General features: G+C 61.0%; 19 protein-coding genes. 14 read left to right on the top strand and 5 right to left on the bottom strand.

Going from position 1 to position 14,306, the window contains the following annotated elements:
* The first annotated feature begins 197 nt into the window (after positions 1-197).
* The 3 genes from E1285_RS36575 (at position 198) to E1285_RS36565 (ending at position 3,179) form a co-directional block, all read left to right on the top strand.
* Positions 198-419, top strand: a complete 222-nt coding sequence (locus E1285_RS36575; protein WP_132159173.1) for a hypothetical protein — start codon at positions 198-200, stop codon at positions 417-419.
* Positions 412-1,008 (top strand): DUF2637 domain-containing protein, encoded by a 597-nt coding sequence (locus E1285_RS36570; RefSeq protein ID WP_243723292.1) that lies wholly within the window; start codon positions 412-414, stop codon positions 1,006-1,008. Before E1285_RS36575 ends, E1285_RS36570 begins: the two co-directional genes overlap by 8 nt.
* A 311-nt stretch (positions 1,009-1,319) precedes the next feature.
* On the top strand, positions 1,320-3,179 hold the full coding sequence (locus E1285_RS36565) for a hypothetical protein (RefSeq protein WP_132159172.1): 1,860 nt from the start codon (positions 1,320-1,322) through the stop codon (positions 3,177-3,179).
* Between the two features lie 22 nt (positions 3,180-3,201).
* On the opposite strand, the gene E1285_RS36560 is transcribed toward E1285_RS36565, so the two are convergent.
* Entirely contained in the window at positions 3,202-3,762 is a 561-nt protein-coding gene (locus E1285_RS36560) for a DUF5919 domain-containing protein (RefSeq protein ID WP_347814115.1), read from the bottom strand.
* Positions 3,763-4,101: 339 nt separating this feature from the next.
* On the opposite strand from E1285_RS36560, the gene E1285_RS36555 reads away from it, so the two are divergent.
* The 5 genes from E1285_RS36555 to E1285_RS36535 all read left to right on the top strand — a co-directional run bounded on the left by E1285_RS36555 (position 4,102) and on the right by E1285_RS36535 (position 6,564).
* On the top strand, positions 4,102-4,380 hold the full coding sequence (locus E1285_RS36555) for a hypothetical protein (protein WP_132159170.1): 279 nt from the start codon (positions 4,102-4,104) through the stop codon (positions 4,378-4,380).
* A gap of 86 nt (positions 4,381-4,466) precedes the next feature.
* Complete coding sequence (locus tag E1285_RS36550; protein ID WP_132159169.1) at positions 4,467-4,823, top strand: hypothetical protein; 357 nt, start codon at positions 4,467-4,469, stop codon at positions 4,821-4,823.
* Between the two features lies 1 nt (position 4,824).
* Positions 4,825-5,280: a winged helix-turn-helix domain-containing protein gene (locus E1285_RS36545; RefSeq protein WP_132159168.1), complete on the top strand. Its 456-nt coding sequence runs from the start codon at positions 4,825-4,827 to the stop codon at positions 5,278-5,280.
* Positions 5,281-5,329: 49 nt separating this feature from the next.
* Positions 5,330-5,887, top strand: coding sequence for an HD domain-containing protein (locus tag E1285_RS36540; protein WP_132159167.1), 558 nt, complete (start codon positions 5,330-5,332; stop codon positions 5,885-5,887).
* Positions 5,888-5,991: 104 nt separating this feature from the next.
* Positions 5,992-6,564, top strand: coding sequence for a toll/interleukin-1 receptor domain-containing protein (locus E1285_RS36535; RefSeq protein WP_132159166.1), 573 nt, complete (start codon positions 5,992-5,994; stop codon positions 6,562-6,564).
* Between the two features lie 28 nt (positions 6,565-6,592).
* On the opposite strand, the gene E1285_RS36530 is transcribed toward E1285_RS36535, so the two are convergent.
* The 4 genes from E1285_RS36530 to E1285_RS36515 all read right to left on the bottom strand — a co-directional run bounded on the left by E1285_RS36530 (position 6,593) and on the right by E1285_RS36515 (position 9,658).
* On the bottom strand, positions 6,593-7,441 hold the full coding sequence (locus tag E1285_RS36530) for a toll/interleukin-1 receptor domain-containing protein (protein ID WP_165966911.1): 849 nt from the start codon (positions 7,439-7,441) through the stop codon (positions 6,593-6,595).
* 63 nt (positions 7,442-7,504) lie between these two features.
* Positions 7,505-8,359, bottom strand: a complete 855-nt coding sequence (locus E1285_RS36525) for a toll/interleukin-1 receptor domain-containing protein (protein ID WP_165966910.1) — start codon at positions 8,357-8,359, stop codon at positions 7,505-7,507.
* Between the two features lie 76 nt (positions 8,360-8,435).
* The gene (locus tag E1285_RS36520; RefSeq protein ID WP_132159163.1) at positions 8,436-8,912 is read right to left on the bottom strand and encodes an NUDIX domain-containing protein; all 477 of its coding nucleotides are present in this window, start codon (positions 8,910-8,912) and stop codon (positions 8,436-8,438) included.
* 2 nt (positions 8,913-8,914) lie between these two features.
* The gene (locus E1285_RS36515) at positions 8,915-9,658 is read right to left on the bottom strand and encodes an XRE family transcriptional regulator (RefSeq protein WP_132159162.1); all 744 of its coding nucleotides are present in this window, start codon (positions 9,656-9,658) and stop codon (positions 8,915-8,917) included.
* A 179-nt stretch (positions 9,659-9,837) separates the two neighbouring features.
* Between E1285_RS36515 and E1285_RS36510 the strand changes: the two genes are divergently transcribed.
* The 6 genes from E1285_RS36510 to E1285_RS36485 all read left to right on the top strand — a co-directional run bounded on the left by E1285_RS36510 (position 9,838) and on the right by E1285_RS36485 (position 14,181).
* Positions 9,838-10,053, top strand: coding sequence for a hypothetical protein (locus tag E1285_RS36510; RefSeq protein ID WP_132159161.1), 216 nt, complete (start codon positions 9,838-9,840; stop codon positions 10,051-10,053).
* Positions 10,054-10,218: 165 nt separating this feature from the next.
* Entirely contained in the window at positions 10,219-10,407 is a 189-nt protein-coding gene (locus E1285_RS36505) for a hypothetical protein (protein ID WP_132159160.1), read from the top strand.
* A 29-nt stretch (positions 10,408-10,436) separates the two neighbouring features.
* Positions 10,437-10,781 carry a hypothetical protein gene (locus tag E1285_RS36500; RefSeq protein ID WP_132159159.1) on the top strand — a complete coding sequence of 115 codons (345 nt, stop codon included), beginning with the start codon at positions 10,437-10,439 and terminating at the stop codon, positions 10,779-10,781.
* The gene (locus E1285_RS36495; RefSeq protein ID WP_132159158.1) at positions 10,778-12,568 is read left to right on the top strand and encodes an FtsK/SpoIIIE domain-containing protein; all 1,791 of its coding nucleotides are present in this window, start codon (positions 10,778-10,780) and stop codon (positions 12,566-12,568) included. Before E1285_RS36500 ends, E1285_RS36495 begins: the two co-directional genes overlap by 4 nt.
* A 100-nt stretch (positions 12,569-12,668) precedes the next feature.
* Positions 12,669-12,917: a helix-turn-helix domain-containing protein gene (locus tag E1285_RS36490; RefSeq protein ID WP_132159157.1), complete on the top strand. Its 249-nt coding sequence runs from the start codon at positions 12,669-12,671 to the stop codon at positions 12,915-12,917.
* A 118-nt stretch (positions 12,918-13,035) separates the two neighbouring features.
* The gene (locus E1285_RS36485; protein ID WP_243723291.1) at positions 13,036-14,181 is read left to right on the top strand and encodes a tyrosine-type recombinase/integrase; all 1,146 of its coding nucleotides are present in this window, start codon (positions 13,036-13,038) and stop codon (positions 14,179-14,181) included.
* Positions 14,182-14,306: the final 125 nt, after the last annotated feature.

Raw genomic sequence — 14,306 nt, 5'->3', positions numbered from 1 at the left:
ACAAAACCCACCCCCGCGTTAAACCCGCATTAGCCGCGCTGCCTCTGACGGGATCGGACCAAGTCGGGAGACGTCGCCCGACGAGCCTCTCACCAGCAGAAACGTCCGGAGGAGTCGCGGTGAGTCGGAGCGGATCGAGCCTCGTTGGCTCCCCTCTCTGGCTCCCGTGGCTCCCCCAGGCGGGAGAGGAGACGCCCATGTCCCTAGAGATCACCGAAGACAGGATGACCGTCGTCCTCGACGGCAAGGTCATAGCCACCGGCGCCCGCACAGGGAACGCCTGGCACGTCACCACATGGCCGACACCCCTGGACCGCAATGCAGCAATCACGGCCCTCTCACTCGCCGAACGCGTCATCACCCACGGCGAGAACGACCCATGCGTGATGGAGTGGCGGAAGGAGTTGGCCCGTGGCTGACCGCCTCATCCGGATCACGACCGCTCTCGCCGTGGTGGCGGTAGCCGTGGTGGCGGCCGTCATCTCGTACCGTCACGCCTACGAACTCGTCCACTCCCACGGCGAGACCGGCCCCACGGCACGCCTCGTCCCCTTTACAGTGGACGGCCTCATCTGGGCAGCGTCCATGGTGATCCTGGATTCGAGCCGCCGCAGGCAACCCGCTCCTCCGCTGGCGAAGTGGAGCCTCGCCGTGGGCATCGTGGCGACGGTAGGCGCCAACGTGGCACACGGCGCGTCCCACGGCCCGATCGGCGCGATCGTCAGCGCATGGCCCGCGCTCGCCCTCGTCGGCTCGTTCGAACTCCTGATGACCCTCACCCGCAACGCCGCACGCGGCAACCTCGCCCAGGACGAACAACGCACCAACCCGGAACAGCCACGCACCAAAGCGGGGCAGACACCGGAACAAGCGGTCCTGGACGACTACAAGGCAAGCCTGAACGGTCCGGGCCGTCCGCTCTCTCAACGCCACCTCGCCGAGCGCCACGGCATTGATCGCCGTAAGGTCAAACGAATCATCTCTGGCATGACTCAGCAGAAGTCATAAACGGCTGTGAAGACCCCGGTGATCAATGAGTCACCGGGGTTGCTCGTGTCAGCACTAGTTCCGTCCGAGCACGGCCCACAAGCACGGACGTCACCACCGACGCTACAGACCCCTCGTCAAGAATCAACCCAGCTTTGGAGCCGACTAGAGGACCTGGCCGGATGTTGCCACTAGCGTGTCCGGAAGATGCCACACAGGTGTCAAATCGCCAATCGCGACGGACAATGAAAGCTCAATCATGTTTTTGAGTAACACTGAGACAGCGCACCAGAGACCGCGAGTCACACATACCCCAGAAGAAACGAACGAATATGCCTAGAGAGAATTCCCTTAGCCTAATCACGGAAAATCCACTGCGCCCCTACATATCTCTACTCTTCCTTGAGTGCACAAATGAGCCGGACGAACTTATATTCGACCAGCCAGATGAGCTTGCATTCGACATGCTGATGAGTTTCATGAGGTCAGCAATAAAGAGTCGAGAAAATCGAACCTATACGTTGCTGGGTGCAGGCTTTAACGATGGTCTGATAGAAGCCATTCGAAGCAACTACACGTCGACCATCGACCAGATCGACGGGTTCATCTACAAACTTGAAGCTCCTCCAAGTTGGGTCACGTCAGAATCAATCTATATTGACACAACTCACAGTCTGGTAATCGCATTGCGACGCGGAAGGATGTTCGCCATTCACTGCGAAGCACCTTTGCGCGAAAAAATACTAAACTGGATGAAACGTGAGCCTCGCCCACCCTTCTCGCAGGTATCTCGCAGCGTACTGCAGGGCGCCTTTCTTCGCGGTGAAGCGAAAGGGCTATGGCTCCGTGGGACACACACAAGGAGCGCGATACGTCCCGACACCAAACACATAACCGGCATGCGAGTAGAGGACGCCCTTAACCCACTAGAAGATAGCTCATTCGCCATGGCCGCCGTAAGGACAAGCATTACCGAAGATGCGACATCCACGGCACTCCTTGGCTCAATAGGAGCGTCACCAGGGAAAGGATTCGTTTGGAATAGGAGATCCCAGGACTTCTATGACTTCATAAAAGCGAGCGCAGAAGCCCTGGAACTTCTTGGAGACACCGTCATCAATGGAACTCCTCTAGATCGTCCATTCCCCATTCTTGCCGTAGAGACACATGATCTCACTCGTGTGCACAGCGCCTATGACATCCTAACTGTAACACCAGATGAGCTACCCACCAGCACGGACATAACCGACGAGATGATCGAGGCGGCCGAAATTCTAGGCCGGGCATCGTTCAACATTATCGGGGAGCCTTCTACCGCCAATTTTAAGCTAGAAGTTGAAACAGATGACTCTTTTGGAACCATTCGTGGGACAACTCACATGAGGGCTGGCGAGGCAACTTTTGAGTTCCAGCAAATATCAGGATCAGCACCTTCCATTACGAGAGTCCTAAATGCCCTAAAGCGGCACGATCTATTGGCGGTCTATTATGACTCGGGGCATGCAATAGCAGCTGGCGGCATCGCCACTAGGAACATCAATTTCACCCCCTTCGAGAATTGGAGGTTCCTTAGCTTCTCCGGCTTTGACATCACTGTCGAGAAGCCAGGAAACACCCCCAAAGAAATACACGCCAATATTGGCAGCAAAAATGATACTTCTCTATTTGGCTGGGTTTCTCGACATTACTCATCGGGCTGGTTGATTTGCGACGACGGTCCTGGCGAAGCGGCCGACTTCGTTCATCTCAGCCATGATGGCGTACTGAGCCTCATACACGTCAAAGCCGCGCATAGCAGCTCCCCTCACCGTGGCATTGCCGTTAGCGCCTACGAGGTTGTTACCGGCCAAGCCGCAAAGAACGGCCGCCTCCTCGCCGACCTCGTCACGTTGGGCGAGGTTCTCCAAATACCGCAGAAGCAGCGAGAATGTGCGTCATGGATTGACGGCCTCAGGGTTGCGGACAGGACCGAATTCCTGGACATGCTCGAATGCATTAGTCCGTCAGACAGGAAGCAGGTTGTTATCGTTCAACCCCACATCAGCCGAAAGATATACGACGAGGCACAGGCAAACCGTGATAGCCACCACACAAGGCCACGACTTAGCTCCCTTGAAACGCTTTTGCACACAACGCGCGGAGCGATCGTGGCATTAGGGGCCGATCTGCAAGTTGTTGGAAGTCAACGGTAGCAATCCCCCCTATGCAAGCGAGCTATGCCACCGCTCTGGATCCTGACCAGACACGTTCGAAGCTCTCCAGGTACGTGCTTGCCATGTCGCCATCCTCCACCCTCCGCACATGCAGCACGGGAGCCTGTGATGCGGCGATGCCGTAGGCGTGCGGGTTGATCAGTAGATCGTCATCGGCGCGGTAGATCGAGTTGTAGAGGACGGTGTCATGCAGCCGGATCTCAACGCCGTCCACGTCCCGCAGAGCCCGGTAGTGGACGAGGGCGTTGCGGATCTTCGCAGCCATGGACTCGCCCACGCCCTCATCACTGCCGCGCTCAGCGACACACGTCCCGTCCGGGTCGCCGAGCAGGACGCGCACTGAGACGCCGTCATGCGCTCTCTCAGCGAGTGCGCGCATGATGCCGGTGTCCTCGGCGAGGAAGAGCCCCGCGTAGGCCAGGACACCGATCTCGTCCCGCGCGCCGCGGAAGAGCTGCTGCCAGACCGGACGGGGGACGGCCCACCGGTGCGGATAGGTCGCTAGGACGTCGATCACCGCCGGTTCTGCCCGGACGTTCGTCACGGCGAGTTGCGGCCACAAGTCCGCTTCATCTCGCCCGACCAGGGACGCGACCCGCGCCCGATGTCGCGGGTACGGCACACGCCCAGAGACCCACCGATGGACGGTCTTGGGGTCCACACCCAACCGGGCCGCAACGCCGGCTTCGGTCAGATGCGCGTCGGCAAGGGCACGCCGCAACAAGTCGTTCACCGGACCTCCCGCAGTGCAAGTGAGAACGACGCACAAGCGACGCTAACAGAAGACGTCCCAAGACGTCCCTAGATGCCGATGGAGAGGTCCCGCCCCGGACGGAAGGCTCAACACACACCGCGAAGACACCTCTTCGCCTAAGCCCCACACGCAAGCCAAGGAGCCAGAATGTCCACCGAATGGCCCCAGAAGGCCGCCCCCAACCCTTACGAGGCCGACGCGCGAGCGGCGGACGAGGCACTCGCCCAGTTGCGCCGTGACTTCACCGGTCACCGCATCTGGCGCGCCGTGCGTTGGGACGGACGTCTCGGGGACTGGGTCGCCAGCTTGCACGACCCGCACGCCGGAGTGGACCCCACGGTGATCCGATCCAGCCCCGCCGGACTACGCGAAGCGCTCGTCCACGAGGCGGCACGCGCTGAGGTCGCGCGCGTGGAGACCTGGTGATGGCGCGGCATCAATCTCCGCAGCCGTCACCAGAGGAGGCCGCGAAGGGGAGCGCGGCCTCTCGGGGTGGGGAGGAGGTGGCGCGGTTGGTGTGGATTCCCCCGAATGCACCGGCCGCGCTCCCTCTGCCCACCTACAGCGGCCCATGGCGCGCACGCTGGCACCTCACCCTCCTGTCCCTGGTGATGCGCCGAGACGGATGGAAGACCCAGCTCCGCACCACCGGGCCGCGCCGCCTCCTGAGGATCTACTCCAAGTGCACCCCGACCATCGGCGAGAGCGTGTCCGTGGCCTGGGGCGATGGCGCCTGGTGGTACCAATCCAGCACCGGCCTATGGCTCACCCCATGCAGGCGCGTCGAACTCGCCGCTGACAAACTCGCCATCCTGCTCACACCCTGGGTCGCAGCGGCATTCGACCCGCTCAGGGACGAGCAGCTCTGACATGACCCGCCGCACGGCATGGGGCACCTACACGCGCATCACCGACGCGCTACGCCAACGCATCACAGACGGCACCTACGCCCCCGGCACACGCCTACCGAGCGAGGCCGCCCTCTGCGCCGAGTTCCGCGTTGCCCGCAACACCGTGCGGCGGGCTCTGTCCGCCTTGCAGGACGAGGGCCTCATCACCGTCCGCACAGGCGTCGGACGCCTCGTCCGGGACGAGGCCACCAAACCCCGCACCCGTTCCGAGAACATCGCCGCGAACCTACGCCACCAGATCGAGGACGGACGCCTCCAACCCGGCGATGCCCTACCGAGCGAGACCCAACTCTCCCGCCGCTACGGCGTATCCCGCTCCACGGCCCGGACGGCCCTCATCACCCTCGAAACCGCTGGACTGGTCACCTGCGTCCACGGCAAAGGACGCTACGTCCGCCAAGACGTCCCCAGATGAACCACACACGCCCGTGGACGTCCACACCCGCACCCGTAGCGTCGAACCCATGAACAAGAACACCGCAGCATGGGCACCCGACCTCGCACGCAAACACCTGGAGGCCCCACTCCCCCGCCGCTGGGCCCACACCCAAGGCGTAGCCCGCCAAGCCCGCACCCTCGCCCCCATCCTCGGCGACCAAGCCGACCTCCTAGAAGCCGCCGCCTGGCTCCACGACATCGGATACGCCCCCGACCTCGTAGATAGTGGCTTCCACCCCCTAGACGGCGCCCGCTATCTCCGCGACACCCACCGCGCGGACGACCACCTGTGCCGCCTAGTGGCACACCATTCCTGCGCGCTGGTCGAAGCATATGAACGCGGTCTCGATGAAGACATGACGAGGGAGTTCGGCGGCAAGGCGCCAGTACTGAGCGAGGCCTTGATCTACTGCGACATGACCACAGGACCTGAAGGAAACCTACTTCAGGTTGAGGAGCGACTCTCAGAGATCCGCGCCCGATACGGTAACGGCCACCTCGTCAGCCGTGCCATCTCGAATGCCTCCGCTCAACTGATCGGCGCTGTTTACAAGGTCCGAGACGACCTAGGGCTCAACGCCTGACACGTCGAGCCTCCGCGAAGGCGCCGCCCCGTCGGCTCATCCGACCCAGTCCAACTTGCCTAGAACGCCCACAAACCCCCCGCCCGACCGCTAACCTAGCCTCTGTGGATATAGCAGGGTTGATTTTCACGGCAATCGGTACAATGGCTGGCGTAGTTGCCGCCTATTTTGGATGGGCAGCCATCCGCCCACGACGCAGCGGCGAGTCTGGCCATACGCGTTCCTCAATTCCCCTCCCGCAGGGGACCTCAGAAACGGAGCCAGAAATGACAGCCACTTACGATGCTTTTATTTCTTACTCACATGCTGACGCCAATTGGGTTCTAGATTTTTGCGAGGATCTCGAAAAGAATGGGCTGAAAATCGCCCGCGATGAAATATTCTTGGATGCTGGCGACATCCTCATTCACGCGGTCGAGAAGGCGATAAGGGATTCCTCTCACGGAATCCTCGTTTTTAGTCCGGACTCACTGAATAGCGGATGGGTTAAACAAGAATATGCGACACTCATGCAGCAATCAATCGAAGAGGGCCGGCGCTTTATTCCAGTAATTATCAAGGATGTCGAACTGCCCACCTTCGCAGCCACTCGCTACTATGCCGACTTCAGGAACATCACCCCAGCCCGTCGAATTGAGCTAGTCGAAAAGATGGCGGCAACCTTGAAGGGGAATTAATTTCCCTTACTGAGGAAAATGGGCGGCTCTATTCGCCACCATCGGGCAAACTCTCACGATAATCTTCAACGGCCCGCAAAATCCACTCCGGATTTTTCGAGTCAGGGGAGACTGGAATCGCCAGACTCTCTCTCATTAGCTCTGCAAAAAGAGACTGTTTCTGGCCTTTGGTCAACGAATATTTCCTAGATATTACGGCATAGATTCCAGCCAGGCGTTCCCAGATTTGGATTTCCCCTTCACGGGCGCTCGGCATATCCCTACGGAAATCGCTGACCAAATCTTCCCACGTCTGTGGAAAAACTTCTGCAAGAATCTCTCGCACAAGCCTGAGTCGTCTGAGTTCTGACTGTTTTAGCGGCCCCCACATGAAAGGCCATTTGCTGATTTTCCTCAATTCCATGGACGGAAGATCTTTAGATGCCTGCTGGGCCGCATGCCTTCGCACCAGTTCCGTGAACTTCTCCGGCACAGCAATACGCATCACTTCAAGCGCGACGCTAAGCGGTTCCTTGCCGGCAGATAGAATTGCGACCTTGTCGGCAAGATAAGGACTATATGCCAACAGTTCATCGCGAGTAACGTTATGCCAGATCGGTATTATTCTCTTTTGCTTGCCATCCTCTAGTGCAATAAGGCTGCGGTACTCATACTCTGGCCAACGTTTCGAGAGAAAGTTGCGGCTCAACACGAGGACACCATAACGGGAATCTTTCAAGCCAGCGTCGATAGACGCCGAGACGCTGTCACCAAAAGTAACACTAAATTCATCATACCAAACATCTAGTTCGAGCCTCTCCAGGGCGTTAGCAAGAGGACGAACAAAGTCATCCTTGTCTTCAGACGCATGGGAGATGAACAAATCATGCTTAGGCAAAATCTCTCCGGAAAGTTTCTATAGCTGATCGCCTTGCTCTGGAACGTGGCACTTTTCCGAATGTCACTCGCCAGGCTGCCGCACAACTTCTTTCATATAATTTACTGCATTTACCAAATGCTCATCAATCGCAACGAGAACATCTCGACCGGTATCTACCCCTAGGCGTCTCGCGGTAGTCTCAACATAGTACTTAGATTGACCATCGGAAAACATATATTCCGCACCTCTTTCAAATTGATCAGATAGCCGAATGCGCGTGTCTGTTGCGTGCTTCAACTTCCCGGAGATGAAGTCTAGGACAGATATATGCGCCTGCTCCTCACCCTTGTCACGAACAAGTTCGCCATACACCTTGCTAGCCTCGTCATTTCCGATGATTACAATAGTCGAAAGGATCGTGTACGGAGCTTCTGCAGCTTGTTGGACAAAGGTGACGCGAAGCATGACCCTTTCGTCTACCTCGCCCCAGTCAAGAGACCAGTCTGTATAGTATTGCCCGCCCTCCGTACGGCTCATAGCTGCATTTGTAACGCCAGCGGTTGCTTCCATGACAGTTCTAAGGCCAGCATCAAAATCGGCACGGAAGTCCGCATGTATTTTATCCTGGAGAAAGATCGGGACATCACAATCTTCAATTAATATCGGAAGCACAACAATCTTTCGCTCCTTTAGCTCGCGCATTAGCCCTGCATTGATTTCAGCCCTACACCAAGGCGAATCAACCGACGACACCGAAAGGATCACAAGAAGAGCACTTGCGGTGGTTATTGCAGCTTCAATTCTAGTAAGTAGGGAATCTCCTACTTGCAACTCCCACCGATCGAGCCAGACATACATCTTCCTTTGCACCAGTTGCATCGCCAGTTTATCGACAAAGTCGCTGTCATAGTGAGAGTAGCTGATGAATATTGGCACGAACACTCCTTTAGGGGGCTCAGTTGATCGCAGAACAATACTAAGCGGAGATCAATAGAGACACCGAGGTGATGGCTTATATTACGACAGGTGTATCGCGCCTTTCAAAGTAGTGACCAAGACGAAGCTTCATTGATCGGTCCATTAGTAGGGCCGTAATGTGTGAAGAACTAAGCCATTCAACGGCAGATGATTCGTTGCTGGGCGTTAGCTGTCCACCAAGACCTTGACCGATCAAGAGGATTGAGAATTCTTGGCGCACTTCATCATTGCTGGTGTAGTGGATAACATGCTTCGGGTCACTGTAGATACCGACGAGACCAATGATATCTATATCAATCCCGGTTTCTTCTCTGGTCTCGCGGATTGCAGCTTGCTTTACAGACTCGCCAAGATCCACTGCGCCGCCTGGTAGAGCCCAATTATCGTTGTCGGTGCGGCGGATCATGAGGATCTCGCCCTTGTCGTTTTCCACGACTACGTTGACGGATGGGACGAGGCTGTTGGCCTTGGGGGCGTTGGGTTCGTTGTAGTAGTCGATTCTGCGGCCCATGGTCAGTCCCCTGGTATGGGTGTGGCGCCTTCCCAGACGCGTTCGAAGCTTTCTAGGTAGGTGTTGACCAGGTCTCCGCCGGCTATGCGGCGTAGGTGCCAGACGGGGGCGTGTGGGGCCGTGACGCCGTAGACGTGTGTGTTGACGAGGAGCTGGTCGTCGGCGCGGTAGATGGAGTTGTAGAGGACCGTGCGGTGAAAGCGGAACTCTACGCCGTCTTGTGTGCGCAGGTGCTTGTAGAGGACGAGGGCGTTGCGGATCTTGGCGGCCATGGCCTCGTCTACGCCCTCGTCTGTGCCGCGTTCGGCTACCTGGGGGCTGTTCGGGTCGCCGAGGAGAATGCGGACGCGGACGCCTGCTCTGGCCCTGTCTGCGAGCGTCCGTTGGATTCCGGCGTCTTCGGAGAGGAAGAGGCCCGCGTAGACCAGGATGCTGATCTCTTCCTCGGCTGCGGCGAAGAGACGTCCCCATGCGTCCCTCGGGACGGACGTCCGGTGCGGGTAGATCGTCACCAGTTCGCTTGTGGACGCTGCGGTGACTTGCTCGTTGGAAAGGGCGTCCGGCCAGAGGAACGTCTCGTCTACGCCCAAGCGCGAAGCCACTGCGTAACGGTGCCGCCGGTACGGGGTGCGGTCTTTGGTGATCCAGCGTTCTACCGTTTTGGGGTCCACGTCGAGTGACTCGGCGAGCGTGGCGATAGTCAGGCCCTGCTCTAGCAGAGTTGCGCGTAGGCGTTCGTTCGGCATGCACCCGTCCGGGATCCGGGACGTCCTGGGACGCGATCAACCCTAGAAGGACGTCATGAACACGTCCAGTCATGTAGTGATCTCGTCCCCCACATCACGCGCATTCTCTTTCTCGTAAGCCACCGAACGCCCGAAACCGCCCCCGCCGGAAACGGGCCATACGAGAGGAGTGATCGCACATGATCCTCGTCCTGGCATCGATCATCGCCGTCTTCCTCGCGGGCTCCACCTGCGGCATCTTCGCCATGCTCGTCATCGGCATCCACAACGAAGAGCGCCGGGCCGCCCGTGGCCGTACCGACTCGTCCCGCTGCGGCACGGCCTCCGTGCGTCTACTCAGCACCCGCACCCGGACGTGTGACGACACGCCCCAGCGTGTACCGGCGGGGCGGTGAGCATGCAGCGCATGCCTCGCGTCATCACCGGCCACGCGTGCGCGTGCGGCGCGCGTGTCGAGCCCGGTAACCGGCGGTGCCGCAAGTGCCGCGCCCGCGCCCGGTGGCTCCGGCGGGGGCGCGGCTCCCGGTTCCCGGACCTGTGGCTTTGAGGAGGTGAACCCCGTGGACGTCTCGATTCCTCTGGTGGTGATCCTCGGCGCGGTGGTGTGGGTCGCGTGGCGGTACATGGGACTACGTGGCTGGCACATCGCGGTGTGCCTGCTGTTCGGGTTCTTCCTCGCCGCTACCAGTGCCGCGCCGGAGATTCGCCGACTGGTGTCCGTCCTCGTCCAGTCGCTTTCTCAGCACTGACGTTCCCAACCGAAGGGAGGGATGCCCTGGTGCCTGATATCCCGCCGCACGTCAAGGTCAACGTTCAGGAGGTACGAACGCGCAATCTCGCCGCGCGTGAAATCGTCTCGAACCTGTCCGCCGCAATGCCGTCCATTGAGGACTTGTGGCTTCGCCTCTACGCCGCACTCGCCGACGTCCCCGCACTCGTCTCCGAGATCACCCGGCTTGCGTCCGTCCTCGCCAATGTACGGCGGGACCGCGCGAACCTGGTGGCCGCCGGACGCGCCACCCTCAAGGCCGAACGGGATGCCGAACCGGATCCGCTGTACTACCTGCGCGACGAACTTCGCGCACAAGGGCACCTCCCCCCGGACACCTGGGGGCGCACATGACCCGCACACGTCAGATGCGGCGGCACGCCCACAAGATGCGCCGCAACGGGCTTCAACCCATGGTGGTCATCGACAGCGACGGGCCGTTCCCCGACGTCGCGGGAGTCCTCGTCGCAAGGGCCATGTGGCGATACCGCTCGGAGTTGGCGCCGGTCTACATGGTGGCCGCCCTCGTCTTTGGGGCGACGCTCTTGCACCTCACGCATCCGGAATGGTGGCCATGGCTGTTGGGCCTCGCAACGGCCATCGCCTGGGCTCTCGCTCTGTTCGGTGAACGGGTCGGCCTCGCCCTCCGAATCGAGCGGATCTATGCCGCTACCGTCGCCCTGGGCGCCGGTGGGTGGCTGTCTGCCGCTACCGCACTCGGTATCGCGTCCCAGCCGCTCCCCCTCATGCTCGCCGGCGGCGGGTTCGTGCTCGCCGTGCCCTGGTGGGTGCATCGCAGGCGGCGCGCTAAGGTGCGCGTCGATCGGCAGATAGCCGCGTGGCCGGACATCGCGCAATCGGTCGGCCTCGCCGGATCACGCGCACAATCCGCGGTAGTGGACGTGTGGGGATGGCGCGCACGCTTCGCCCTGGCACGCGGCCAAACGATCCAGGACGTCATCGGAAAGGTGCCCGCAATCGAGTCGGCTCTCGGGACGTTCCGGGGCGCTGTGCGGGTCTCGCCGACACGCGACGACAAAGCCAACCGGTTCGAACTGCGGGTACTCGACACCGACCCGCACGCCGACGCGATCCTGTGGCCCGGACCATCCGTCTCATCCATTACCGAACCGATCGACCTCGGCCCGTTCGAAGACGCCACCGGCGCGCGTGTTCTCCTGCTGCGACGTCACGGCCTCTTCGGAGGTGTGGCCGGTTCGGGCAAGAGCGGCGGAATCAACGTCCTGATCGGCAATCTCAGCGCATGCCGGGACGTGGTCATCTGGGCCATCGACCTCAAGCGCGGCATGGAACTCCAGCCGTGGGCGTCCTGCATCGATCGACTCGCCACCACACCGGAACAAGCCCGCGCAATGCTGCGCAACGCCGTCACCGTCCTGGAGGCACGCGCCGACTGGCTCACAGCGAATGGTCGGCGCGTGTGGGAGCCGACGCCGGACCTTCCCGCACTGGTCATCATCGTGGACGAGTACGCCGAACTCGCCGACGACGCTCCCGAAGCCGCTGGCGACACCGACTCAATCGCGCGGCGCGGACGCGCCGTCGCCGTAACGCTGATCGCAGCCACTCAGCGGCCCACACAGAAGGCCATGGGCAAGGGCGCCGTCCGGTCTCAGATGGACGTGCGCGTGAGCTTCCGCGTCCGGGAACGCAAGGACGTCGATCTCATCCTTGGACAAGGGATGCTCAGCGCCGGATGGCACGCCCACACCCTCAACGCACCCGGCAAGTTCCTCCTCTCCGCACCCGAACACGACACCCCACGACGCGCCCGCGCCTACCTGCTCACCGATGCCACCGTGGCCGACACAGCAGAGCGCCACGCGTCCACCCGTCCGGCGCTGGACGAAGTCTCCCGGCGCGCCCTGGACGAGGCCCGCACAACGCCCGGCCCTCCCCCGTCCGTCCCCGTGACGCCGTCCCGCGAAGACCACGCCGAGACAGCGCTGAGGCAAGCCCTGGACGATGCGCCAGACGAGGGGCTCCCGATCGCACACCTGATGATGATCACGCAACTGAGCCGACCGACCCTCTACCGGCGCCTCGCCGAGCTGGTGAAGACCGGCCGCGCCGTCCAAGTCGGACGAGGACGCTACAAGGCGCCCGATCACACCCGGTAATCGTCTCAACGTCTCATCTCACGCGCGTGCGCCTGCACGTAAGCACGGCGGAGACGTCCGTGAGACGAGACGGAGACGAGCACCCACCGCAACCAAGGAGATGATCACCGACCCACACCGCGCACACGCCCGGCCCCCGGGCGAGAGGAGGTGGTGCCCCATACAGGCGTACACCGTCGAACAAGTGGCCGACATCCTCAGCATCGGACGAGACAAGGTCTACTTCCTCATCCGCACCGGCCAACTCCGCAGCATCAAGATCGGCAAGCTGCGCCGCATCACTGACCGGCACCTCGCCGAGTTCGTCACCTCCCTCGAAGAGCCCTCCCTCGAAGAGGCCAACCGCTGACAAGCCCCGGGAGGTCCGTCCGCAGATGACCGCGAACGGACCTCCCAACCTAGGGACGTCTAGGGACGTCTTGAGTTATCGTCGTTGGTGACCTCGACCGATACGAGGAGGGATCCGATTGGCCAAGATCCTCATCGGCAACTACGAAGCGACCATCTATCCGGAGGGCAACGGCTACACGGGAGCCATCTCACTCGGCTCCAAGCCGGATGGCACGCGTAACCGACCCAAGCGAAAGGGACGGACCAAGGACGCCGTCAAGGCGAAGCTGAGAGACCTCGTCGACGAGATCGAGAAGGGAGTCCAGTCCGAGCGCAACTACACGGTGGAGAAGGCCGTGAACGCTCTCCTCGTCCACCTCGCCAAGCAAGGCAAGAGCGACGCGACCATGACCACCTACCGCGGTCTCGCCGACAACCGCATCATCAGCAAGATCGGCAAGGCCAAGCTCTCGGAACTCACAGCGGACGACGTTGAGGCCTGGCTTGACGAGTGCGCCAAGGACATGACGACGCAGACTCTCAAGATCGTCCACGGTCTCCTAAGGCGAGCAATCCGCCTCGCCGAACGGCGCGACAAGGTGGGGCGCAACGTGGCCCTACTGGTGGACACACCACACGGGAAGCGGCCCACCAAGCGGTCACGCTCCCTCTCACTGGAACAGGCAACGACACTGCTCCGCGCTGCCGAGGAGCCACGTCACCGACTCGGCGCGTACGTCATCCTCGCGATCGTCTCGGGGCTGCGCACGGAAGAACTCCGGGCGCTCACCTGGACGGACGTGGACCTCAAGAAGAAGGTCGTCTACGTCCTCCGCTCCGACCGAGACGGAGGCGACACGAAGACCAAGAGAAGCCGCCGAGGTATCGCCATGGCGGACATGGCCGTGGACGCCCTCACCGCCCTCCGCAAGCGGCAAGCCGCTGAGAAGCTCCAAGCAGGCGACGCGTGGCAGGGTCACAACCTCGTCTTCTGCAAAGAGGACGGGACGCCCTACACAGACGGCGACGTCGCACGCCGCTTCCGGCAGATCACCAAAGCCGCCGGACTCGGTGAGTCGTGGGTGCCGCGCGAACTCCGGCACACGTTCGTCTCCATCATGAGTGACCAGGGCGTCGCCCTGGAGAAGATCAGTGACCTCGTCGGGCACTCCGACACCCGCACCACCCAAACCGTCTACCGTCACGAACTCCGCCCGGTCATCACCACGGGCGCAGAGAAGATGAACGTCATCTTCGAAGATCAGAAGACCAAGTCAGCCTAGACATTGGCTCCCGGATCGGCTCCCCAGATGGCTCCCATCCCCGCTGAGCAGGCAGAACACGCCAATGCGGCGAAACCCGCATTAGCCGCGTGGTGGGGTGCGTTGGCGGTCGCACGGGGCATGGG

It is taken from the genome of Actinomadura sp. 7K507 (genome assembly GCF_004348425.1).
Classification (GTDB): Bacteria; Actinomycetota; Actinomycetes; order Streptosporangiales; family Streptosporangiaceae; genus Spirillospora.
Note: the sequence above shows the minus strand (reverse complement) of the source record. Positions and strands in the feature narration are given on the sequence as shown.

Coding starts and splice junctions, on each gene's coding strand:
- E1285_RS36575 (WP_132159173.1), top strand. CDS start 198: ATGTCCCTAGAGATCACCGAAGACAGGATGACCGTCGTCCTCGACGGC.
- E1285_RS36565 (WP_132159172.1), top strand. CDS start 1,320: ATGCCTAGAGAGAATTCCCTTAGCCTAATCACGGAAAATCCACTGCGC.
- E1285_RS36555 (WP_132159170.1), top strand. CDS start 4,102: ATGTCCACCGAATGGCCCCAGAAGGCCGCCCCCAACCCTTACGAGGCC.
- E1285_RS36545 (WP_132159168.1), top strand. CDS start 4,825: ATGACCCGCCGCACGGCATGGGGCACCTACACGCGCATCACCGACGCG.
- E1285_RS36540 (WP_132159167.1), top strand. CDS start 5,330: ATGAACAAGAACACCGCAGCATGGGCACCCGACCTCGCACGCAAACAC.
- E1285_RS36520 (WP_132159163.1), bottom strand. CDS start 8,912: ATGGGCCGCAGAATCGACTACTACAACGAACCCAACGCCCCCAAGGCC.
- E1285_RS36515 (WP_132159162.1), bottom strand. CDS start 9,658: ATGCCGAACGAACGCCTACGCGCAACTCTGCTAGAGCAGGGCCTGACT.
- E1285_RS36510 (WP_132159161.1), top strand. CDS start 9,838: ATGATCCTCGTCCTGGCATCGATCATCGCCGTCTTCCTCGCGGGCTCC.
- E1285_RS36495 (WP_132159158.1), top strand. CDS start 10,778: ATGACCCGCACACGTCAGATGCGGCGGCACGCCCACAAGATGCGCCGC.
- E1285_RS36490 (WP_132159157.1), top strand. CDS start 12,669: ATGATCACCGACCCACACCGCGCACACGCCCGGCCCCCGGGCGAGAGG.